General features: G+C 61.4%; 21 protein-coding genes and 1 other RNA gene. 8 read left to right on the forward strand and 14 right to left on the reverse strand.

The window, feature by feature from the left end:
* Nucleotides 1-64: 64 nt before the first annotated feature.
* The 3 genes from BW978_RS08420 to BW978_RS08430 all read right to left on the reverse strand — a co-directional run bounded on the left by BW978_RS08420 (nt 65) and on the right by BW978_RS08430 (nt 2430).
* A complete protein-coding gene (locus BW978_RS08420; protein ID WP_054148260.1) occupies nt 65-583 on the reverse strand; it encodes a protease adaptor protein RcdA in 519 nt (172 codons plus the stop codon).
* A 360-nt stretch (nt 584-943) separates the two neighbouring features.
* Entirely contained in the window at nt 944-1138 is a 195-nt protein-coding gene (locus tag BW978_RS08425) for a DUF1192 domain-containing protein (protein ID WP_076394056.1), read from the reverse strand.
* Nucleotides 1135-2430 (reverse strand): MFS transporter, encoded by a 1296-nt coding sequence (locus BW978_RS08430; protein WP_076394057.1) that lies wholly within the window; start codon nt 2428-2430, stop codon nt 1135-1137. Before BW978_RS08430 ends, BW978_RS08425 begins: the two co-directional genes overlap by 4 nt.
* 255 nt (nt 2431-2685) lie before the next feature.
* Between BW978_RS08430 and BW978_RS23520 the strand changes: the two genes are divergently transcribed.
* A complete protein-coding gene (locus tag BW978_RS23520) occupies nt 2686-2841 on the forward strand; it encodes a hypothetical protein (protein ID WP_175616859.1) in 156 nt (51 codons plus the stop codon).
* A gap of 9 nt (nt 2842-2850) precedes the next feature.
* Here the strand turns inward: BW978_RS23520 and BW978_RS08435 are convergent, their stop codons facing one another.
* The 8 genes from BW978_RS08435 to tkt all read right to left on the reverse strand — a co-directional run bounded on the left by BW978_RS08435 (nt 2851) and on the right by tkt (nt 14136).
* On the reverse strand, nt 2851-3294 hold the full coding sequence (locus tag BW978_RS08435; protein WP_076394058.1) for a PACE efflux transporter: 444 nt from the start codon (nt 3292-3294) through the stop codon (nt 2851-2853).
* 150 nt (nt 3295-3444) lie between these two features.
* Complete coding sequence (locus BW978_RS08440) at nt 3445-4368, reverse strand: PhzF family phenazine biosynthesis protein (protein WP_076394060.1); 924 nt, start codon at nt 4366-4368, stop codon at nt 3445-3447.
* Between the two features lie 125 nt (nt 4369-4493).
* The gene (locus BW978_RS08445) at nt 4494-5408 is read right to left on the reverse strand and encodes a fructose bisphosphate aldolase (RefSeq protein ID WP_076394062.1); all 915 of its coding nucleotides are present in this window, start codon (nt 5406-5408) and stop codon (nt 4494-4496) included.
* Between the two features lie 426 nt (nt 5409-5834).
* On the reverse strand, nt 5835-7034 hold the full coding sequence (locus BW978_RS08450; protein WP_076394064.1) for a phosphoglycerate kinase: 1200 nt from the start codon (nt 7032-7034) through the stop codon (nt 5835-5837).
* A gap of 84 nt (nt 7035-7118) precedes the next feature.
* Entirely contained in the window at nt 7119-8948 is a 1830-nt protein-coding gene (locus BW978_RS08455) for a potassium/proton antiporter (RefSeq protein ID WP_076394066.1), read from the reverse strand.
* 212 nt (nt 8949-9160) lie between these two features.
* Entirely contained in the window at nt 9161-10819 is a 1659-nt protein-coding gene (locus BW978_RS08460) for a BCCT family transporter (protein ID WP_076394068.1), read from the reverse strand.
* A gap of 248 nt (nt 10820-11067) precedes the next feature.
* On the reverse strand, nt 11068-12078 hold the full coding sequence (gene gap, locus BW978_RS08465; protein WP_076394070.1) for a type I glyceraldehyde-3-phosphate dehydrogenase: 1011 nt from the start codon (nt 12076-12078) through the stop codon (nt 11068-11070).
* Nucleotides 12079-12153: 75 nt separating this feature from the next.
* Nucleotides 12154-14136: a transketolase gene (gene tkt / locus BW978_RS08470; protein ID WP_076394072.1), complete on the reverse strand. Its 1983-nt coding sequence runs from the start codon at nt 14134-14136 to the stop codon at nt 12154-12156.
* Between the two features lie 342 nt (nt 14137-14478).
* Here tkt and BW978_RS08475 point away from each other — a divergent pair, with 342 nt between their 5' ends.
* The 3 genes from BW978_RS08475 to ssrS all read left to right on the forward strand — a co-directional run bounded on the left by BW978_RS08475 (nt 14479) and on the right by ssrS (nt 15416).
* On the forward strand, nt 14479-14751 hold the full coding sequence (locus BW978_RS08475; protein WP_076394074.1) for a DUF4164 domain-containing protein: 273 nt from the start codon (nt 14479-14481) through the stop codon (nt 14749-14751).
* A gap of 71 nt (nt 14752-14822) precedes the next feature.
* On the forward strand, nt 14823-15203 hold the full coding sequence (locus BW978_RS08480; protein WP_076394076.1) for a cell division protein ZapA: 381 nt from the start codon (nt 14823-14825) through the stop codon (nt 15201-15203).
* Nucleotides 15204-15257: 54 nt separating this feature from the next.
* Nucleotides 15258-15416: non-coding RNA, 6S RNA (gene ssrS / locus BW978_RS08485), on the forward strand.
* A gap of 80 nt (nt 15417-15496) precedes the next feature.
* Here the strand turns inward: ssrS and BW978_RS08490 are convergent.
* Nucleotides 15497-17521: a methyl-accepting chemotaxis protein gene (locus BW978_RS08490; RefSeq protein WP_076394078.1), complete on the reverse strand. Its 2025-nt coding sequence runs from the start codon at nt 17519-17521 to the stop codon at nt 15497-15499.
* Nucleotides 17522-17689: 168 nt separating this feature from the next.
* On the opposite strand from BW978_RS08490, the gene BW978_RS08495 reads away from it, so the two are divergent.
* The 3 genes from BW978_RS08495 to BW978_RS08505 all read left to right on the forward strand — a co-directional run bounded on the left by BW978_RS08495 (nt 17690) and on the right by BW978_RS08505 (nt 20057).
* A complete protein-coding gene (locus tag BW978_RS08495) occupies nt 17690-18268 on the forward strand; it encodes a 5-formyltetrahydrofolate cyclo-ligase (protein WP_139330446.1) in 579 nt (192 codons plus the stop codon).
* Between the two features lie 10 nt (nt 18269-18278).
* A complete protein-coding gene (locus BW978_RS08500) occupies nt 18279-19103 on the forward strand; it encodes a TIGR00282 family metallophosphoesterase (protein ID WP_076394082.1) in 825 nt (274 codons plus the stop codon).
* Nucleotides 19104-19214: 111 nt separating this feature from the next.
* Complete coding sequence (locus BW978_RS08505; RefSeq protein WP_076394084.1) at nt 19215-20057, forward strand: MBL fold metallo-hydrolase; 843 nt, start codon at nt 19215-19217, stop codon at nt 20055-20057.
* A gap of 15 nt (nt 20058-20072) precedes the next feature.
* On the opposite strand, the gene BW978_RS08510 is transcribed toward BW978_RS08505, so the two are convergent.
* Nucleotides 20073-20576 (reverse strand): pyridoxamine 5'-phosphate oxidase family protein, encoded by a 504-nt coding sequence (locus BW978_RS08510; protein ID WP_076394086.1) that lies wholly within the window; start codon nt 20574-20576, stop codon nt 20073-20075.
* Nucleotides 20577-20723: 147 nt separating this feature from the next.
* On the opposite strand from BW978_RS08510, the gene BW978_RS08515 reads away from it, so the two are divergent.
* On the forward strand, nt 20724-21470 hold the full coding sequence (locus BW978_RS08515; protein ID WP_076394099.1) for a YebC/PmpR family DNA-binding transcriptional regulator: 747 nt from the start codon (nt 20724-20726) through the stop codon (nt 21468-21470).
* 80 nt (nt 21471-21550) lie between these two features.
* Here the strand turns inward: BW978_RS08515 and glmM are convergent, their stop codons facing one another.
* A complete protein-coding gene (gene glmM, locus BW978_RS08520) occupies nt 21551-22906 on the reverse strand; it encodes a phosphoglucosamine mutase (protein WP_076394101.1) in 1356 nt (451 codons plus the stop codon).
* Nucleotides 22907-22971: the final 65 nt, after the last annotated feature.

Consider the following 22971-nt stretch of genomic DNA (forward strand, 5'->3'; position numbering starts at 1 on the left):
TTCAAGCATGAAAAAACCCGGCGCAGCTTTCGCTGGCCGGGTCGAGGTCGTGCTTGAGGCGTGATCAGCCTGCGTTGAAAGCGGTGCGGAGCAGGTTCAGCTGTGCCTGAACGCTGTTTTCGTTGTCCGGCTGGAATTCTTCTTCGCTCGCTGGACGATAGATTTCGCGGTCGAGCAGAGCGATGCGGTTCTGCAGGCGCAGAGACCGCTCGACGAGATCGCGGAAGGCTTCCGGCAGGTCGTTCCAGCCAGGTGCGGCGCGATCGACGTTGAAGCCGTCAAGACGCACCTTGCTCTTTTCGGAGAGCACCTGATCGCGGCTCATCTCGCCATTGTTGACGGCGCGCTGAAGCAGCAGCCAGGAGGCCATCTGCATGAGGCGCGTGGTCAGGCGCATCGATTCCGCCGCGTAGAGAACGGAAGCCTGGCGCGGCAATACCTTTGCGGCTGCGCGGCCCGGGCCGTCGAGATAGGCGGCGGTTTCCTCAACAAGGCCCATGCCCTCGGCATAGGTCGCCTTGAACTGGCTGGACGCTGCCACACGACCGGCAAAGCTAACCGTATTCATACCGAGTTCAGACATGGATGTTTCCCTGTAAACGCATCACTTAGGCATGTAACGACAGCGCTACAAACTTGTTCCTGCCGCATTTTGTGAAGCTACGATGCTACCAATAGCCCAAATCCGCAAGGCGAAACTTAAGGAAGGGTTAATTCCCACACTTTCGTGAAACCTTTGCCATTTTGGGCAAAAAAAGAGCCGCAAATGCGGCTCTCAAGGTAAAACAGGGAGAAATCAGAAGGAGTTTCCATGAAACCAACCAGCTGAGCCCGAAGATCGGGGTGACTGTAGTTTCCCTGAAATGGCTTAACAAACGGTAAACGCCAAGATCAGATTCAGATCGTTTCAAGACATCACAGGCGTTTCACCGAATATTGACGGCTAAGATCTCGGTCCAAATAGGCTGTCGGCGGCTTTCCTGCCGGCTTCCTTGCGATTGATCTCCGCTCTGATTCGGTCGATCTCGGTCTCCAGAAGCGAAATGCGGTGGCGAAGTTCGTCAGCCGATATGGCCGAGAGCTCGCAGCCAAGCTCGTGGCCGGTGCTGCGTTTGCGTGCTTCTTCATCAATGATCATGTGCGTGCCTCCATTGGAGGAGTGTCGTCCAATTCGTCCTGCTCCGGCAAGGGGGCAGCACGCGGATCGAGGCTCAAGCCTTCCGGCGTGCTGCTCATCGGCGAGGCCGAGATCGGCAGGTTCGGCACATTCTCACGATCCTCGGCCGGGATCGCGGCGCGTGTCCGGCTGCGATAGATCGCATAGGCCGAAATCAGCAGGTGCGCGACTGCGGTCACCGCAAACAGTGCATAGGGGCCGGCCGCCGTCATGACCGGGCCGCCGAGCGTCGGTCCGATGATCGTGCCGATGCCGAAGAGCAGCAGCAGGCCGCCGGACACCTTCACGAACTCGTCGGGTTTGGCGAAGTCGTTGGCGTGGGCAACGGCGATCGGATAGAGCGCATTGGCGGCTGCGCCGTAGATGCCGACGAAGATGAAGATCCAAAGCGGATCAGAAGGCATGATGGCGACCATGGCGATGGCCGCGAAGGCGGCGAGTGCCGAGAGTGCTGCCAAGACGTAGCGGCGATCGATGCGATCGGAGAGCTTGCCGGCCGGAAACTGCATGATGGCGCCGAGGAAGATCGTGACCGACAGAAGCAGAGCAATGGTTGATGGGTCGAGGCCGACACGTGATCCAAAGACGGCCCCGAGCGTGCCATAGGCACCATTGGCGATGCCGATCATGAGGATCCCGACGAAGGAAACGGGTGAGTTGCGATAGAGCAGTGGCAAGTCGAGCTTGATGGACCGGAGCGGCTGCGGCGTGACTGCGGTCGACATCAAGGTTGGCATGATCGCGAAGCCGTAGACGATGCCGCAGATCATGAAGAGAACGGTCGTTGCCGGGTCAAAGACACCCACCAGCATCTGTCCTGCCACCACACCGATCAGCGTGATCGAGATGTAGAACGAGAAAATCATGCCGCGGCTCTCATTGGTCGCGCGCTCGTTCAGCCAGCTCTCGATGATCATCGATGTGCCTGCGGTACAGAAACCGGTGATGACGCGCAGCGCGACCCACCAGGTCGCATCCACAACGATGCCGGTCAGGAGCGCGTTCACCAGAATAAGGGCAACGAAGGTCGAGAAGGCCCGGACATGGCCGACCCGCACGACCAGCTTGGGTGCCACGAAGCAGCCGAGCACGAAGCCGGCAGCCCAGGTGGTGCCGAGCAGGCCGAGGACTTCGTTGGAATAGCCTTCGGCTGCCCCGCGCACTGGCAGGAGCAGACCATGCAGGCCATTTCCGAGGAAGAGGAAGAGCGTGCCCAGAAGCAGGGCCATTACCGGCAGAAGATTACGTCTCATGGCATTCTTGTCGATTGGTGTGGAGGGCGCCCGAATCGGAGGAGCACGGCAGAATCACAATAGAAGGATCTTCCTACCGTTGTCTGAATGCGACCTTGGTGCTTGCAGGATACGCTTCTGCCGGGCAAAAGTGACAGTGGTGTGGCTGCCCCTCCAAGTCTCCATGACGGGAACATTCCTGGGTAGAGATTTGGCGCAAAGCTGCATCAAGAGCCGTCGGCGCGGCAACCCGTCCGGGCTCCACAGGGAAATTCCATGACCAAGGCCATATCCGCCTTCCTGATCCTTGCCATGATCGTGCAGATCATCAAGCCGCTCGGCCTTCCGGGCCTGAGGCGACGCAGCGATTTCTGGAAGATCGCCATCGTCGCCTTCGTCACCTGGTCGGTGGCGCTTCTGGTTCGACCCTGAGATCTTTTTTCACTGGGGCGCGGCGGCCTTCTCTGTCTTCCATTCCGGCAGCGGGAAGACGCGGTCATAGGCCCAGTTGAAGATGAAGGCATAGACCAGATAAAAGAGGGCGAAGGCCACATCCATGACGAAGGCCTGCCAGAGGCTGATCTGCAGATACCAGGCGATGAACGGCATCAGGATCATCAGCAGGCCGGCCTCGAAGAGGACGGCGTGACCGAGACGCACAGGCACAGTCTTCAGCGTCGTGCCGGTGAGGCGGCGCAGAAGGTGGTCGAAGCCGAGATTGTAGATGTAGTTCCAGAAGGTCGCGAGGGTCGCGCCGACGACACCGACGACACCGATGTCCTTGGCAGGCATTGCGAATGCCAGGGTGCCCAGCGGGACGATCAGGGCCAGTCCAATGAGTTCAAAGCTGATGGCGTGACGAATACGATCTGCGGTCTTCCGCATGTTCTTCCCTCCGGGAAAACAGGCGGGTCGTCCCGCAGTCAATCAGGCCCATTGTGGGGAGGTCGTCCTCGAAGGTTGATATAGTCGTGTGGCGCGGAGGCGGCAAGGTACGCTCGTCGAAGTTTTCGGCGGTTATTATTGTCCAGGAGACTAGAGCGCCAGCTGACCCCGCATGACAACGATGGAGCTTCCGGTGATCTCGACATGGTCGAAGGCCCCGTTGTTTGTCCGTACGGCCAGGCTGATCAGGCTGCGGCGTCCCATCTCCACGCCCTGTTCGACAACAATGTGTCTCTCTTCCGGTCCAGGTGCGAGCGTCGTCAGGAAGGCGCCGAGGGCAGCTGACGCGCTGCCGGTCGCCGGGTCTTCGATCACATTGTCAAAAGGCGCGAACATGCGTGCGCGCAGATGATCCGGACCGACCCAAGTATAGAGAAAGGTCGCGCAGTCGCAATCTTCGCCGGCATGCATCTGCCTCAGGGCCGTCAGCGGCTCCAGACGAGACGCAGCCCGTGCCAACGCGTCGAGGTTTGCCACCTCGATCAGAATGAATTTCAGGCCGACGCTTGCGAATGTGGGTTGGTGTCGGCTGGTGACAATGTCGTCGGAGGCGAGGGCGAGGCATGGTGCCATGATCTCGGGTGGAACCGATGTGCCTGTTGTCAGGGGGCCGGGTGCCCGGATTGTTGTTGCCGTCACCGTGCCGTCTGCGCCACGGTTCACGCTCACCTCGACGAGTCCCGCCTTCTCCTCGAATCGGATGCGATCTGCGACAGGCTTGCCGAAGACGTTGCCTTCGATGGCCAGCGCGTGCGCGGTGCCGACATTGGGATGTCCGGCAAAGGGCACTTCCGTGACCGGTGTGAAGATGCGGACTTCTGCTGTGTTGCCTGGATCCTGAGGCGGCAGCACGAAGGTGGTCTCGGAATAGCCGAACTCGGCCGCGATCTCCTGCATCTCCTTGTCGCTCAAGCCCCGGGCGTCGGTGATCACGGCAAGCGGATTGCCGCAGAAGCGGGTGTCGGTGAAAACGTCGAGGGTGACGAAGGGAATGCTGCGGGAAGGGGACGGCATGATGGCTCCAGAGGATTCTAGAACATCCTGATAACGCAAGAAGCCCGGCACATGGCCGGGCTTTCGTGTCCTGATGACAAGATTTCGCGTGCGCCACCGGATCAACCGGAGGCCGTGACCGCCGCTTACTCGGCAGCCATCGCGCCTACCTTTTTGACGCTTGCGGCATAAATCTGGTCGATGGTTGCGGCGATGCTCGCATTGAACTCGGCATCGCTCATCGAGACGCGCAGCTTCTCGGCCAGGGCACGCGAGAAGCTTGCGATCATCCCGTGGTTCTGGCTGAGTCTCTCGCAGGCATCCACGGTGCTGTAACCGCCGGACAGTGCGACGACGCGCACGACGGCAGCGTGGGACATCAGCGGGGCGTAGAAATCGGCCACCGTCGGAATGGTCAGCTTCAGCATGACCTTGTCGCCTGATGGCAGCTTGTCCAGCTCGGCAGCGATTTCATCGCGAAGGATGGACTCGGCCTCGGCCTTGGTCGCGCTCTTGATCGAGACTTCCGGCTCGACGATCGGAACAAGCCCCTGGCCGATGATCTGGCGGGCGACTTCGAATTGCTGTTTGACGACGGCGGCGATGCCGGCCTTGTCGGCATGGGCGATGACCGAGCGCATCTTGGTGCCGAAGATGCCCTTGTCGCGTCCGCGGGTCAGGAGCGTGTCGAGGTCGGGCATCGGCTTCATCAACTGGACGCCGTTCTCTTCGTCGAGAAGTCCCTTGTCGATCTTGAGGAAGGGCACGACGCCACGCTTTTCCCAGAGGAAGGAGGGGACGGGTTCGCCGTCGACGTCGCCGTCCATCGTGCGCTCGAATAGGATGGCGCCGATGACCTTGTCGCCAGAGAAGGCCGGTGCCTTCATGATGCGCACGCGCATGGCGTGGATCAGGCGGTACATCTCGTCGTCACCGTCATAATCGGTTTCGGCAACGCCGTAGAGGCGCAGGGCGCCGGGTGTCGAACCCCCACTCTGGTCCAGCGCAGCGATGAAGCCCGGCGCTGAGGTGATCTTGTTCAACATCTTTGCGTCCACCATAACTCACTCCTATCCCGATCATGGCGCGCATGGCGCCGGACTGTTGTCTTGCTCTTAGGACGGACACTCTGGCCGTCCGGGCACTCCCTGACCCTCTTCGGCCTCTCAGGACCGTGGTGACATCGGCGATAACAGAACTTCCCCAAGGGGAAAATGGGCTGCTAAGCTATTGAAACGATTGAAATCATTTCAATCGTTTGAAAATTCAAAGATTTTTAAATCCCTTTCAATTGACGTGCGTTGCGCGGTCCGCCCATGCCTTCTTCGCGATCCGGTTCTTCACGATACAAACCCATCGCGTGTGCCGGAGGTTCCCTTGGGGGATGGTAACACGTCTCTGTCGACGGCCAAATGACGCACGGAAAAACCGCGCGCCCGGGAGGCACGCGGTTCATTTGAGATATCGGGCGGTTGAGCCGCCGTCGTTTAGCCCTTGGTGAGGACAGCCACGCCCGGCAGTTCCTTGCCTTCCATCCATTCCAGGAAGGCGCCGCCGGCCGTCGACACATAGGAGAAGTCGTCGGCGACCTCGGCATGGTTGAGCGCCGAGACAGTGTCGCCGCCGCCAGCGACGGAAACGAGCTTGCCGGCTCTGGTCTGCTCGGCTGCGTGCAAGGCGGCCGACACCGTTGCCTTGTCGAAGGGAGCGATCTCGAAGGCGCCCAGCGGGCCATTCCAGACCAGCGTCGCGGCCTTGCCGATCCAGCCACTGATCAGTTCGACCGACTTCGGGCCGACATCGAGCATCATCGCATCCGCCGGGATGGCGTTGATCTCGACGGTTTCGTTGGGGGCGTTTGCCTTGAATTCCCGAGCGACAACGCCGTCGACCGGAAGCACAATCGCGCAGCCGGCAGTCTTCGCCGTTTCCATGATCGAGCGGGCGGTCTCGGCGAGGTCGTGCTCGCAAAGCGACTTGCCGACATCAATGCCCTGGGCGGCGATAAAGGTATTGGCCATGCCACCGCCGATGACGAGCGCATCGACCTTGGTCACCAGGTTGGACAGGAGGTCGATCTTGGTCGAGACCTTAGCACCGCCGACAATAGCGACGACCGGGCGTGTCGGCTGTCCGAGACCTTTTTCCAAGGCTTCAAGCTCGGCCTGCATGGTGCGGCCGGCATAGGCAGGAAGGTGATGGGCCAGCCCCTCCGTCGAGGCGTGCGCGCGGTGGGCGGCTGAAAAGGCGTCGTTGACGTAGATGTCGCCGTTCTTCGCGAGCTCCGCGGTAAACTCGGGGGTATTCTTTTCTTCGCCCTTGTGGAAGCGGGTGTTTTCGAGAAGCAGGATGTCGCCATTTTCCATCTTGGCGATAGCGTCTGCTGCCGGGGCGCCGATGCAGTCGGAGGCGAAAGCAACGCGCTGGTCGAGCACTTCCTCGACGGCGGGTGCAATCAGCGACAGCGACTGGTCGGCAACCGGTTCACCCTTTGGGCGACCGAAATGTGCGAGCAGGATGACCTTGGCGCCCTTTTCAGACAGTTCGAGGATCGTCGGCGCCACGCGCTCGATGCGCGTCGTGTCGGAAACCTTGCCGTCGGTGACGGGCACGTTGAGGTCGACGCGGACAAGCACGCGCTTGCCTGCGATGTCGGTGAGATCGTCGAGTGTCTTGAAAGCCGGCATGGAATTACCCGTCTTGAATGCTGTTGAATGGGGCTGACGGGCCGGACCTTACACCGCTTGCGTGACGGCGCAAGGCAAGCGCCGTCATTTTTCGCCGCCGACTTCGCCTCTTGCGGCAGCCCGCTTGCGGCGCAGGTAATCGCGGGTCGCGTGGGCAAGTTCACGCAGGTTGAGAAAGATCGGCCAGGTGGTCGCAGGCTCCACCGGCTCCATCGAAACGCCAACCGTGGCAATATGGCCATGTTCGTCGATGTCGCGAACAATGAGCACGATGGTGCCGAGACGGACGCGATCGGCATAATCGGCGCGACCGCCGAGACGCTGGGTGATCATCTCGGCAACCGTCTTGCCCCGTTCACTGTCCGTGATCGACAGGGGCCCATAGGCTTCGTCGAGGTCGCGGACATGGGTGGAGGGCGAAATGGCAAAAGTGCCGAAGAACTCGCCATCGTCCTCTTCGACGGGTGCCTCGGTTGCAAAGAGGCGGTCGAGGAGCTTCGAGTAGCTCGGCGCAATGAAGAGATAGACCTGATCATTCTCGCGCAGGCGTCCGGCATATTGATAGCGCATGGACTTGCCGTCACGAATGACCAGCGAAGGCATGGCCCAGCGGGGAACGCGCTCGCCTCCCAACACGGGGCTGCCGGCGACCACACGATAAGCCAGCAGTTCATGATTGGCCGTCCCCGGCAGGTCGAGTTCGACCTTGTCGATCGCGCCGATGCGCGGCGGGATGATCAGGCCGAGGCGTTTGGCGAGCGGCTTGATGGTCCAGCCCTGCAGGACGAGCGAGATCATGACGACGATGAAGGCCGTGTTGAAGAAGGTCTGGCCGTTTTCCATGTTGCCGACCACCGGCACGATGCCGAGCAGGATCGAGACGGCGCCGCGCAGGCCCACCCATGCGATGAAGCCGGTTTCGCGCTGGGTAAAGTCGAAGGGCAAAAGGCAAAGCCAGACAGCGATCGGTCGGGCGATGAAGACCAGGAAAAGAGCGAGCAGAACTGCCGGCAGCAGGATTTCTGGGAACTGCGACGGGGTCGCCAGCAGTCCGAGGACCAGGAACATGATGATCTGGGCAAGCCAGGTCATGCCGTCCTGGAAGCGCTTGATCGAGACCGTTGAAGGCAATTTCCGAGAGCCTGCGTAGATGCCGGCCACATAGACGGCGAGGAAGCCGCTGCCGCCGATCAGGCCTGTGAAGGCGAAGATCATCAGCGCCATCGCCAGCATGAAAATCGGAGCGAGCCCCTGCTCGATCTGCAGCTTGCGCAAGATGAAGGCGATCGACGCGCCACCGAGGAGACCAAGGATCAGACCTATGCCCATCTGTTCGACGAAGAGCCTGAGCAGTTCGAGCGACAGCCCTTCGGAGCCGCTGCCGGTTGTAATCAGTTCGACAAGCGCGATTGTGAGGAAGATCGCCATCGGGTCGTTGGTGCCGGATTCGACTTCCAGGGAGGACCGAACCCTGTCGCGGATGTTGATGCCGCCGATACGGAGAAGGAAGAACACGGCTGCGGCGTCGGTGGAGCCAAGGATTGCGCCGAGCAACATGCCTTCGAGATAGCTGAGGCCGAACAGAAAATGCGCGGCGACCCCGACGAGAAGTGTGGTCAGCAGCACTCCCAGTGTCGCCAGAGTGAGGGCAGGGCCCGCCGAGAGCCTGAAGGACTGGAGCGAGGTGCCGAAACCGGAGTCGAAAAGAACGACCGCCAGAGCGAGCGAGCCGATCACGTAGGCAAGCGGGAAGTTGGAAAACTCGATGCCGAGACCATCGACGCCGGCACCAAGGCCGATGGTCAGGAACAGAAGGAGAAGGGGAGCACCGAAGCGGAAGGCTATGAGGCTCGAAAAAGCGGCCAGGAAAACCAGGGCTGTCGCAACCAGCGTGACCGCATAGAACTCACTCAATCCTCTTCCCCTCTCGCCCTATTTCCAATCCCCGAGATCCCGCTCTGCGACAGGCATGGCGACTGTCAGACCGATTGCGTCTGCGCGAGCGACATGCCTACAGGCTGACAATTTCATGAAACTCAGATTTGCCGGATGGCAGGAAGAAAATGGAATGGGATCATGATGATATTAGGGCGGATTTAAATTTTTAAATCCGCCCCAACAGAGTTTTATCTGGGTTCCGACAAGAGGCCCTTGATCAAGGCATAGCTCGCGCCAAGCAAGACGATCGCGAAGGGCAGGCCGGTGGAGACCGCCATGGCCTGGAGCGCCACGAGCCCTCCGCCGAGAAGCAGTGCAACGGCTACCAGGCCTTCGAAAGTCGCCCAAAAGACGCGCTGGGGAACCGGTGCGTTGACCTTGCCGCCCGCGGAGATCGTGTCGATGACCAGCGAACCGGAGTCCGACGAGGTCACGAAGAAGACGATCACGAGCACGATGCCAATGAAGGAGGTCACCGCCGTGATCGGCAGATGCGCCAGCATTTCGAAGAGCTGCAGTTCAAGGGCTGCATCCTGAACGCTGGTCAGGCCATCGTTGACGAGCTGGCTGATCGCCGTGCCGCCGAGCGCCGTCATCCAGAGGACGGAGACGAGCGAGGGGATGAGCAGGACTGCGGTCAGAAGGCCGCGAACCGTGCGACCACGGCTGACGCGGGCGATGAACATGCCGACAAACGGCGACCAGCTGATCCACCAGGCCCAGTAGAAAGCCGTCCAGCCCTGTGAGAAGTTCGTGTCTTCACGACCGAACGGATTGGCCAGAGCCGGCAGATAGGTCGCATAGGCCTTGAGGTTCAGGAAGAAGCCCTGGATGATCTGCATGGTCGGGCCAACGGCGATGATGAAGACCAGCAACAGGGCTGCCAGACCGAGGTTGACCTCCGACAGCAGTTTCACGCCCTTGTCCATGCCGGCAACCACCGATGCGATGGCAATGCAGGTGATGGCGAGCACGAGCAGGATCATCGTGGTTTCGGTCGAGGGAATGCCAAAGAGGAATTCCAGGCCGGCACTTGCCTGCTGCGCTCCGATGCCGAGCGAAGTCGACAGGCCGAAGATGGTGGCAAAGACCGCGAGAATGTCGATTACATGGCCCGGCCAGCCCCAGACGCGCTCGCCGAAGATCGGGTAGAAGATCGAACGCAAGGTGAGCGGCAAGCCCTTGTTGAAGGAGAAGAGTGCGAGCGAAAGCGCGACGACGGCATAGATCGCCCAGGGATGCAGGCCCCAGTGGAAGATCGTGGCGGCCATGGCAAGGCGACGGGCGGCTTCAGGATCGCCAACAGCGCCATTCAGCGGTGACCAGTCCGTGCGAACGCCGTCTTCGAAAACCGGTCCGCCAAGCGCTGCCGTGAAATGCCCCATGGGCTCGGAGACCCCGTAGAACATCAGGCCAATGCCCATGCCGGCGGCAAAGAGCATCGAGAACCAAGCGAGATTGCCGTAGTCCGGTGTTGCTTCCGGTCCGCCAAGACGGATGCGCCCGAGCGGTGACAGGATGAGGCCGATGCAGACGAGTACGAAGACATTGCCTGTCAGCAGGAAGAACCAGTCGAGATTGCTCGTCAGAAAGTTCCTGAGACCCGTGAAGGCCGGTTCGAGCGTGGTCTGGAAGGCCAGCGTCAGGAAGGTAAAGAGTACGATTGACAGAGCCGAGACGCTGAAGACGACATTATGAATGTCGAGCTCAAAGACGAAACGGCGGCGGAAGTTGATGTTGTCCTGACCGATCTCATAATCAGTGTCGATGATTTCGGTCCGCCCTTCGGGCGCCGGTATCGCATCTTCGGCGACGGCTGTTTGGGGATCGGTCGTTGTGAGAGCCAATGGTCCGGTATCCTTTCGATGTCATCAGGGGCAAAACAACCCCCGGAGAAGGCGCAGGTTCTGCGCCAGAATGTGGTGAAGCGACCACAAGGGTGGCCGTATTTGCGCCACAATTCGTAGGGGCAACTGACGAGGCGGCCTATTGTTCCCGTGGGGAACGATTTTTTTCCTGCCTGTGGGGGTCTGCCCGAAACAAAAAAAGGCGGGCCATCGCTGGCCCGCCTGCATGCGAGATCAGTTGATTGAGATCAGATGAGCTTGGCCAGTGCCACTGCCGTATCCGACATGCGGTTGGAGAAGCCCCACTCGTTGTCGTACCAGGTCAGGATGCGCACGAAGTTGCCTTCGAGAACCTTGGTCTGGTCGAGGGCGAAGATTGACGAGTGGCTGTCGTGGTTGAAGTCGCGCGAAACCAGCGGCTCGTCGGTGTAGCCGAGGATGCCCTTCAACGCGCCATCCGAGGCGGCGATGATGGCGTCGTTGATTTCCTGAGCCGTGGTGTTCCGCTTGGCGACAAACTTGAAATCGACGACCGAGACGTTCGGGGTCGGCACGCGGATCGAAGTGCCGTCGAGACGGCCCTTGAGGTGCGGCAGGACCAGGCCAACAGCCTTGGCGGCACCGGTCGAGGTCGGGATCATGGAGAGCGCTGCCGCGCGGGCGCGGTAGAGGTCCTTGTGCATGGTGTCGAGCGTCGGCTGGTCACCGGTGTAGGAGTGGATCGTGGTCATGAAGCCGTGGTCGATGCCGACGGCGTCATCCAGCGTCTTGACGACCGGAACCAAGCAGTTCGTCGTGCAGGATGCGTTGGAGATGACCAGATGGTCCTTGGTCAGCTGGTCATGGTTGACGCCGAAGACGACGGTGAGGTCAGCACCATCGGCCGGTGCCGAAACGATGACGCGCTTGGCGCCAGCCTGGAGGTGAAGGGCAGCCTTGTCACGCGAGGTGAAGATGCCCGTGCATTCCATGGCGATGTCGACGCCGAGTTCCTTGTGCGGAAGCGTTGCCGGATCCTTGATCGCGGTGACCTTGATCGGCTTGCCGCCGTCGATGATGATCGTGTCGCCTTCGACCTTTACCGTGGCCGGGAACTTGCCGTGGATCGAGTCGTAACGCAGCAGATGCGCGTTGGTCTCGACCGGGCCGAGATCGTTGATCGCGACGACTTCGATGTCGGTGCGGCCGGATTCGACGATGGCGCGGAGAACGTTACGTCCGATACGGCCGAAGCCGTTGATGGCAACTTTCACAGTCATTGATGCACTCCCGATTGAATATTGAGCTCTTGGGCAATGTCAGGGCGCCTTTGGCGACGCCCTGGCGGGATTGTGTCAGGCAAGCTTGGCTTCGGCGGCAGCGACGACGGCGTCAGCCGTGATGCCGAAGTGCTTGTAGAGTTCCTTGGCCGGGCCGGAGGCGCCGAAGGACTTCATGCCGATGAAGGTGCCGGCGGAACCGATGATGGCGTCCCAGCCCTGGCGGATGCCGGCTTCGACGGCGATGTTGACCGGCGCGTGGCCGATGATCGCTTCCTGATAGTCGGCGTCCTGCTCGAAGAAGAGTTCGAAGCAGGGAACTGAAACGACGCGGGCCGGAATACCCTTGGCTTCCAGCTGCTGCTGCGCCTTCATCGCGATTTCCACTTCCGAACCGGAGGCGAAAATCGAGACCTTGGCGTCGCTTGCCGAAATCAGCTCGTAAGCACCCTGGGCGCAGAGGTTACGCTCTTCATACTCGGTGCGGGCCGGGATCAGGTTCTGACGCGTGAGGGCGATGCCGGACGGACGATCCTTGGTTTCAAGTGCCACCTGCCAGCATTCCACCGTTTCCGTGGCGTCGGCCGGGCGGAACATCAGGAGGTTCGGGATAGCGCGGAGGGCTGCCATGTGCTCGACCGGCTGGTGGGTCGGGCCGTCTTCGCCCAGACCGATGGAATCATGGGTCAGGACGTGGATGACGCGGATGCCCATGAGGGCAGCCAGACGGATCGACGGACGGCAATAGTCCGAGAAGATCAGGAAGCCGCCGGAATAGGGGATCAGACCGCCATGAAGCGCAATCCCGTTCATCGCAGCCGCCATGCCGTGTTCGCGGATGCCGTAATGGATGTAACGGCCAGAGAAGTCGGTCGGTGTGATCGACTTGGTCTGGCTGGTCTTGGTGTTGTTCGAGCCGGTCAGGTCGGCGGAGCCGCCGAGTGTTTCGGTGACGACACCATTGATGACTTCAAGCGCATCTTCCGAAGCCTTGCGGGTTGCAACCGTCGGCTTGGTTTCAGCGAGCTTCTTCTTGTAGGCGTCGACGGCACCGGCGAGCGTGCCCGGCAGTTCGCCGGCGAAGCGGCGGTTGAACTCGGCGCGTTTTTCGGCTTCGGCGCCAGCAAGGCGGGCTTCCCAGTCCTTGCGCGTCTTGGTCGAGCGCAGGCCAGCCAGACGCCAGGCGTCGAGCACGTCAGCGGGGATCGAGAAGGCTTCGTCTTCCCAGCCGAGCGCCTTGCGGGTGGCGGCGATCTCGTCGGCGCCGAGCGGCGAGCCGTGAACCTTGTGGGTGCCGGCCTTGTTCGGGGCGCCAAAGCCGATGACGGTCTTGGCGGCGATCATGGTCGGCTTGTCGGACTTCTTGGCGGTCTCGATGGCAGCGGCGATCGCTTCCGGATCATGGCCGTCGATGGCGAGCGTGTTCCAGCCGGCCGAGCGGAAGCGGGCATGCTGGTCGGTCGAGTCGGCCAGCGAGATCGCGCCGTCGATCGAGATGCCGTTGTCGTCCCAGAAGACGATCAGCTTGTTGAGCTTCAGATGGCCGGCGAGCGTGATCGCTTCCTGGCTGATGCCTTCCATGAGGCAGCCGTCACCGGCCAGCGCATAGGTGTAATGGTTCTGCAGCTCGGAGCCGAACTCGTCTTCGAGCTTCTTTTCGGCAAGCGCCATGCCGACGGCCGTGGCAATGCCCTGGCCGAGCGGACCCGTGGTCGTCTCGATGCCGGAGGCGTGGCCGTATTCCGGGTGGCCGGCGGTCTTGGCGCCGAGCTGACGGAAGGACTTGATGTCCTCGATCGTCATGTCCTCGTAGCCGGTCAAATAGAGAAGCGAGTAGATCAGCATCGAGCCGTGACCGGCCGACAGGACAAAGCGGTCGCGGTCTGGCCACAGCGGGTTCTTGGGGTCGAAGCTCAGATAGCGGGTAAAGAGAACGGTCGCGACATCGGCGCAGCCCATGGGCATGCCGGGGTGGCCGGAATTGGCCTTTTCCACTGCATCCATGGCGAGGAAACGGATCGCATTCGCCATCCGTTGATGTTTTTCGGGAGAAATCATGGCTTTTCCGCTTGTTCCGGGGCTTCGAGACACGGCTCGCCGAGACGGGCCGTCTGAACGGGGGTGATCCTTAGCAGGTGCATCGCGCAAGTCAACAAATGGCCCGGGTTGCGGCGTTTCCTGGATCAAGAAAACATCTCTTTGCCTCTTTCCTGTGCGACGGCGCCGGATGACTTACGGAGCGGCAAGAACGAGACAGTCTTCCACAGAATTGGCTTCTTCCGGAGGCGTGCGCTTTATTGACGCGTGCCAAGGGCGGGGCTTACTGTCCCGGCTCACATGATCGGGGCGGCCATGACGATTCGTGTAGCGAACAGACTTCACTGAGGCAGGGGCAAGAGAATGCCGGCGGAAAATTCGGTGGATGCCGCGCTCGCGGCGCTGCGGCAGGCTGTCGCCGGGCTCGAGAACGCCGTCGACATGCGTTTCGAAGCGGAGCGCGAGAGTACGGAGATTGATGGCGAGGTGCGGCGCGTGCATGCCGATCGCGCCCGCCTTGCTCAGGAACTTGACCAGTCGGAATTCAGGGCCAACCGGCTCGAAGAGGTCAACCGCGAGGTCTCGCGTCGGCTGGTGACGGCGATGGAAACGATCCGGGCGGTGCTCGATCGGTAAAATTCGGGCCGCGGGGCGCATGTTTGCATACGGTGCGGGAGCACCACGCGTAGAAGAGAGTTGGAACGCCGATGGCGCAGGTCACAGTCACGATCGACGGAAAAGCCTATCGCATGGCGTGCGAGGAGGGGCAGGAAGCCCATCTGACGGAGCTTGCAAGCGAGTTCGATCGTTATGTCGGCCATCTCAAGGGACAGTTCGGTGAGATCGGCGATCTGAGGATTACCGTCATGGCCGGGATCATGGTCATGGACGAGATGGCCGAGATCAATCGTCGGCTTGCTGCAGCCGAGGAGGAGCTTGCCGGTTTCCGCGAGGGGCGCGATACAGCCCTTTCCGGCGTGCATCATCGCGAGGAAGCCGTGGCGCATGCGATATCAGACCTTGCAGATCGCTTGAACGGCATCACCCGCAAACTGACCCAGCGGCCCGCTCCCCAGCCTCAGGCTTGAGGACTATTTTTCGAGCCCACTGGCGCAGCGACCGCGAAGCGCCTATATCTGAATTGCGATCTGCGCCTCACGACAGGAACCACAATCCCTGGGGCCATACTCGATCCAAAGGGAGCTGTCCCTGGCCGGGCCCGTGGGCTCGGACATATGGCGCCCACCTACGTTTGTAGGCACCCAGGATCGTAAATCTCCATCGGTTGCCGTGGATCGCACCTTCCCCTTCTCATCAGACATGATGCAAAAAGCCGCCGCGATCACTCGCGACGGCTTTTCTCTTTGATCGGTTCCTGGGATCAGAATTCTTCCCAGTTGTCCTGTGAGGCAGCGGCTGCCGTGCTGCCGCCACCAAAGGCCTTGGCGAGGTTGCCGACCATGCGGCGCGCCGGTGAGGCTACGGGGCGCGTCTCGGCTTGAGCGGCGGCTGGGCGTGCTGCCGGGCGGGCCGTCGGTGCCGGTGCAGTATAGCTCGGCGCTGGAGCACGGTTCGAAGTGACGGCTCCTGCAGCAACACGGAACTGCGCGACAAGGCCACCCAGATTGCGAGCGCTATCGGCCAGACGGTGGGTCACGGCGGTCGCCTCTTCCACCATGGCGGCGTTCTTCTGGGTGAACTGGTCCATGTGGTTGACCGAGCCATTGATCTCGTTCAGCGCGGTAGACTGCTCACGGGCAGCCGAGGCGATCGAGGTGATATGGTCGTTGATGACGGCCACCTGGTTGGAGATCTCGGTGAGCGCGCTGCCGGTCTGCTGAACCAGCGACACACCGCCGGCGACGGCTTCACCCGACTTGTTGATCAGCGCCTTGATGTCCTTGGCCGCATTTGCGGAACGCTGGGCGAGTTCACGGACTTCCTGGGCAACGACGGCAAAGCCCTTGCCGGCTTCGCCAGCGCGCGCTGCCTCGACGCCGGCATTGAGCGCCAGCAGGTTGGTCTGGAAGGCAATCTCGTCGATGACGTTGATGATCTTCGAGATCTCGCTCGACGCCTGCTCGATGCGGCTCATGGCCTCGATCGCGTTGGACACGACCTTGCTGGAGCTCTCCGTGCTTTGGCGAGCCTTGGTCGCCATGGTTGCAGCTTCGTCTGCCTTGGCCGACGAGCCACGCACGGTCGATGTGATCTCCTCAAGGGCGGCGGACGTCTCTTCGAGAGAGGCGGCCTGCTGTTCGGTTCGCTTCGACAGGTCGTCGGTCGCGGAGCGCATCTCGGCCGAGCTCGCCTCGATGCCGGAGGTTTCGTCGCGGATCTCGGCGAGCGTGCTGCTGAGCTTCTCGACGGAGGCGTTGAAGTCGATGCGCAGACGGTCGAGGTTTCCGGTAAACGCGCGATCGATGCGCACTGTCAGATCGCCGTCGCTCAGACGGTTCAGTCCGTTGGCGAGAGCATCGACGGCTTCCTGCACCTGGCGGGCATCTTCAGCCTTGGCGACTTCCCGCGCTGCACGTTCCTGATCCCCCTGGGCTGCTGCTTCGGCAGCACGGCGTTCGATCTCGATCTTCTGGATCGCGCTTTCACGGAAGACGTTGATTGCCCGCGCAAGTGCGCCGACCTCGTTCTTCAGGTCCTGATCCGGCACCTCAGTTTCGAGCTGGCCGGAGGCGAGGCGATCGGCGACGGCCGTCAGGCGCGGCAAGGAGCCGACGATGCGACGGACGAGCAGGGCGATCAGCGTTGCGGCGATCAGAAGCACGATCAGCGCAGTGGTGCCGATCGCATAGGTCATCTCGGTTGCGATGCTGTTGATGTCGGCCTTGCGCACGCCGGCATAGAGAATGCCGAGCACATCACCGGCTGGCGAGAAGATCGGCTGGTAAATCGTGTAGTATGGCGTCTCCAGGATGACGGCTTCGCCGCGATAGACCTCGCCCTTGACGGAATAGGGGTAGACGGCGCCAGTCTGGCCGAGTGCGGTGCCGACGGCGCGGTTGCCATCCGGTTTGATGATGTTGGTGGTGCGGCGCCAGAAGTCCTTGCTTTCGGCATCCCAGGCAAAGATCGTGGCCGTCTGGCCGGTCATGCGGCCGATGACGTCGATCATGCCGTGCTCAGTGAACTCGGACGGAATGGCTTCCATGACGATGCGCTGGACATTCCCGTCTGCGGCCCATGTCACGGTCGTGCCGGGCAGATCCCGTTCAATGATCGTCGCCGCCGTGCGAAGGCTTGCATCCTGGCCGGCAATTGCCTGCTGCTGGATGCGGGTTTCGATGCTGCCGGAGATGACCCAGGCCACGGCTCCGAGCGCCGCGATCAGGATCAGGACTGTCGTGGCAGTGATTGTTTTCGTGATGCCGAAGCGCGAGAAGAACTGCATTATAAAATGCCCTTTGGACGTTGACTTGGACGTTAGTCTAAGCGCTTTGAGTTAATCCTTGGTTTTGCAGGGGTTTTCGAATCCGAGTTGACGAAGGGCAAAAACACGATTTTTTGTTGGGGAGCCTCCCCAAATCTGGGGTGGTTGAAAGGAGAAAGCCTTCTGATGGTGGAAAAGCGGGCATTGAAGGCCGAGATCCGGAAGGCGCGGCTGGCGGTGCGGGACGCGATCCCGGCGGAGACGAGGCTGGAGCACAGTCTCGCCATGGCGGAGCTTGCGGGAGACGATCTTTCGCTGGAGCCCGGTCTCGTCGTCTCAGGCTTTTTCCCGATCCGATCCGAGGCGGATATTCGCCCGCTGATGGCGCGGCTCAAGGCCCGGGGTGCGCGGCTCTGCCTGCCTGTCGTTCTCGACAAGGAGACGATCGTCTTCCGTGAACTCGCAGCCGGCGCGGAGCTCGTCGATACCGGTTTTGGCACCCGGGGCCCAGGCCCTGAAGCTGCGGTGCTTGATCCCGATCTGCTTCTGGTTCCGCTCTCTGCCTTTGATGCTCGTGGCAACCGGATCGGCTATGGTGCCGGTCATTACGACCGCGCGATTGCCCGTCTCAGGGAAAAAGGCCGGCATCCGCGGCTGATCGGCATTGCATTCGACTGTCAGGAGGTGGCAGAAGTGCCCTATGAGGCCCATGACGTCCGGCTGGAAGCCGTGCTGACCGAGAGCGGCCTTAGAAGATTCATGGAGTGATTGGACGAAAATGCGACTTCTGTTCCTCGGAGACATGGTGGGCAAGACCGGACGTACGGCTGTATGGGAGCGGTTGCCGGGCCTGATCTCCGACCTGAAGCTCGATTTCGTTATCGTCAACGGCGAGAACGCCGCTGGTGGCTTCGGCATCACCGAGGACATCTATCTCGAGACGATCAACGCCGGTGCCGATGTGGTGACGACCGGCAACCATGTCTGGGACCAGAAGGAGGCGGTGTCGTTCTGCACCCGGCACGACCAGTTCCTTCGACCGGCCAACTATCCGGCCGGCACGCCCGGCAAGGGCTCCGGTCTTTTCTACGCCCGCAACGGTGCGCGCGTGCTCGTCGCCAACATCATGGGCCGCGTCTTCATGCATCCAGAGCTGGACGATCCATTCAAGTCCGCCGAGACGATCCTGGCGGCCGCCCCGCTGAAGGAGCAGGCCGACGTCATCGTCTTCGATTTCCATGCCGAGGCGACCAGCGAGAAGCAGTGCTTCGGACATTTCGTCGATGGTCGCGCGAGCTTCGTCGTCGGTACCCATACCCATGTGCCGACGGCCGACCACCAGATCCTGAACGGCGGCACGGCCTATATGTCGGATGCCGGCATGTGCGGCGACTACGACTCCTCGCTCGGCATGGAGAAGGAAGAGCCGCTCAACCGCTTCATCTCGAAGATGCCCAAGGGCCGCTTCGAGGCGGCAAGCGGTCCTGCCACGATCTGTGGCGTCGGTGTCGAGATCTCCGACAACACGGGGCTTGCCGAAAAGATTGCACCACTCCGGCTCGGGCCGCGGCTCGCCGAGACGATCCCACCCTTCTGGGCCTGACGGCCCGGCGATAACGCCATTGTGACGCTTAGAGAGGGGGAGGCCGCTTTACGCTTTCCCAGCGCTGCCTCATGCTCCCACTCCTGATCTGGATGGGATGCAGGGAGCGGCATGATGCTGAGACTGGTGTTGTCCACGATGGTACTGTCGGTTCTGACCGGTGGTGCCTTGGCGCAAGAGGCACAGCGACCGCAGGTCAGCCAGTGCCAGCTAATTGCCGAGAAAATTCCCAAGGTTCAGTACGCCAACTTCACACCCTCAGCCTCCGGTGCTCCAGCACTGACCCTGGCGCAGGTGCAGGAGGACGTTGTCATCACCTTCGTTGGCCACTCGACCTTCCAGATCGACACGCCGGCCGGCATTTCGATTGCCACCGATTTCAACGGCTGGCTCCGTACGTCGCGCACGCCCGACGTGGTGACGATGAACAAGGCGCATTCGAGCCACTATACCCTCAACCCGGATCCGGCGATCGGGGCTGTCCTGCAAGGCTGGAACGAAGCCCAGCCGGGCGAACCCATCGAGCATCGCCTGGTCGTTGGCGATGCCTATGTCCGAAACGTGCCGACGGACATCAGAAGCTGGGGCGGCACCATGGAGTCGAACGGCAACTCGATCTTCATCATCGAGGTCGCCGGCCTGTGCATTGGCCATCTCGGGCATCTGCATCACGAATTGACCGACACCCATTACGGCGAGATCGGCCGACTTGATATCGTCATGGTGCCGGTGGATGGGGGGCTGACGCTTGGGGCCGACAGCATGAGCCGGATCGTGAAGCGTCTGCGCTCCGCAGTGATCCTGCCCATGCATCGTCGTGGTCCGCCGATCGAGACTTTCCTGTCGATGTTCGACGACAGTTTCGATACGCAGATCTCGGAAAACCGCGGCTTCACGGTGTCCATGCGGACATTGCCGAAGAAGCCGCTGATCCTGGTCTTGCAGGGGGTTTAGGACCCCCTATGGACCTCAGGCGAAGCGCACCTCGCGGTGCACGCCGACGTCAGGCAGTTTATCGTCACTCATGTTCGCCTTGGCGATTTCCCAGCCGAACTTGAGCGAGCTGTTTGTGGAAGCCCAGATTTCGCCGTCGTCCAGCTTGAGTTCCAGAAGCGTCAGCTTCGGATCGGATTTTCCACCCTCGTACCAGGCAGCAACGACCGTGTTCCAGTATTCGTCGATCTTCGCCGGATCCTTGTTCTCGACCAGCGTGCCTGCGAGGCAGGCGTGATAGTCGTGATCCTTGCCGACGACGCAGAAGTGCGCGCGGCTGCCGGGACGCAGGGCCTGCGCAAGATGGCTATCGGTCTTGGTGAAGAACCAGATGGCGTTACGCTTGCGATCCGCATTCGGTGCCATCGGCTGCATATGCATGTTGCCACCCATCAGGCCAAGCATGCCGGCATGGATGTTATCGATTTCATCCCAAAGCTGTTCGACGGGATTTTCGCGGGCTTCGCTGAAACTTGCCATGTTCTATCTCCTTGTCGTGTTCGCTGACAGCAACGAGTTGGGCAGGCACTTGTTCCGGCCTTTCGAACCGCTGTAGCGGCCTTGAAACAGCTGGCTTTCGCCCTTATAAGGCGGCCATTCCCACAAACAGACCTGATCAGGGGTGCCATGGCTGGCCATTCACAGTTCAAAAACATCATGCACCGCAAGGGCAAGCAGGACGGTATCCGTTCGAAGATGTTCTCCAAGCTCGCGCGCGAAATCACCGTTGCCGCAAAGACCGGTCTGCCCGACCCTACGATGAATGCCGCACTTCGCCTCGCCGTGCAGAACGCCAAGGCGCAGTCGATGCCGAAGGACAATATCGAGCGCGCGATCAAGAAGGCGTCGGGCGCCGATGCCGAGACCTATGACGCGATCCGCTACGAGGGCTATGGTCCGGGCGGCGTCGCCGTCATCGTCGAGACGCTGACCGACAACCGCAACCGCACCGCGTCCGTCGTTCGCTCGACCTTCTCCAAGGCTGGCGGTGCGCTTGGCGAGACCGGTTCTGTTTCCTTCTCCTTCGACCATGTGGGCGAGATCACCTACAAAGCCTCTGTCGGTGACGCCGACAAGGTCATGGAAGCGGCGATCGAAGCCGGTGCCGAGGACGTGGTGTCCGATGAAGACGGCCACACGATCTATTGTGCCTTCGAAGACATGAACGAAGTGTCCAAGGCGCTCGAAGCCGTGCTCGGTGGCGCGGAATCGGTGAAGGCAATCTGGAAGCCGCAGAACACGATCGAAGTCGATGAAGAAAAGGCGACCTCGCTGATGAAGCTCATCGACACACTCGAAGACGATGACGACGTGCAGAACGTCTATTCAAACTTCGAAGTCTCTGACGAAGTCATGGCCAAGCTGTCGGCCTGATCGTCTGGACCGATCGAGACAAACAAAAGCCCGGCTGCATCGCAGCCGGGCTTTTTGCTATTGAGCGTTTCTCCGTCGGCTCAGGCAGCGGCGCTGCGCACGCTGCCGATGACATCGACGAGTTCGTTGACGATGCGCTCGACTTGAGCGCGGTCGTCGCCTTCGGCCATGACGCGGATCAGGGGCTCGGTGCCCGAGGGGCGGATGACCAGACGGCCGGACTTGGCGAGCTCGGCTTCCGCATCAGCGATCGCCTGCTTGACGATTGCGTCTTCCAAAGGCTTGCCGCCGGAGAAGCGGACATTGCGCAGGAGCTGCGGCACGGGCTCGAAACGGTGGCAGAGCTGGCTGACCGTCTTGCCGGTGCGCTTGACCGCTGCCAGTATCTGCAGGGCAGCCACGAGGCCGTCACCGGTGGTTCCGTGATCGGCGAGAACGATATGGCCGGACTGTTCACCGCCAACGTTGAAGTCGTGGTTGCGCATGTGCTCGACGACATAGCGGTCGCCGACCTTGGTGCGTGCGAGCGTCAGGCCCTTGTCGCCGAGGAAGCGTTCGAGGCCGAGGTTCGACATCACAGTCGCGACAATGCCGCCGCCGCGCAGCAGCCCGTCCTGCGCCCAGGTTTCGGCAACGACCGCCATCAGCTGATCGCCATCGATGACGGTGCCGTTTTCGTCGACGATGATGACGCGGTCTGCGTCGCCGTCGAGTGCGATGCCGATGTCGGCGCGGGTTTCATGGACCTTCTTCTGCAGGGCGTCTGGATGGGTCGAGCCGCATTCAAGGTTGATGTTCGTGCCGTTTGGCTCGTCGCCGATGGTGACCACGTCAGCACCAAGCTCCCAGAGGGCTGCGGGTGCCACCTTGTAGGCAGCGCCGTTGGCACAGTCGATGGCAACGCGCAGGCCGTGCAGGGTCACGTCGCGGGGCAGGGTGCGCTTGGCGAATTCGACGTAGCGGTCATGTACGCCGTCGATGCGCTTGGCGCGTCCAATGTCGTTGGGGGCTGCGAGCTGGCCATAAAGGTCCTTCTCGAGCAGTTCCTCGATCTGCTGCTCAAGTTCGTCCGACAGCTTGTAGCCGTCGGGGCCGAAGAGCTTGATGCCATTGTCGGCAAAGGGATTGTGAGAGGCGGAGATCATCACGCCGAGGTCGCAGCGGAGCGAACGCGTCAGCATGGCAACCGCAGGCGTCGGGATCGGGCCCAGAACGAAGGCGTCGAGACCGGCTGCCGTGAAACCCGCGACCATCGCGTTTTCCAGCATGTAGCCGGAGAGGCGCGTATCCTTGCCGATCACCACCCGGTGGCGATGTCCGCCGCGGCGGAAGATTGTGCCAGCCGCAATGCCGACACGCATGGCGAGGTCGGGTGTCATGGGGAAGCGGTTGGAGAGGCCGCGAATACCGTCCGTGCCGAAGTAACGACGTGTCATCAAGTGTTCCTTCAAGTCCATTTCGCTGGCGGTCGCCGCACGTGATCAGCACAGGCGATCGTGCA

Source organism: Rhizobium sp. RU33A (assembly GCF_900156055.1).
Lineage (GTDB): Bacteria > Pseudomonadota > Alphaproteobacteria > Rhizobiales > Rhizobiaceae > Allorhizobium.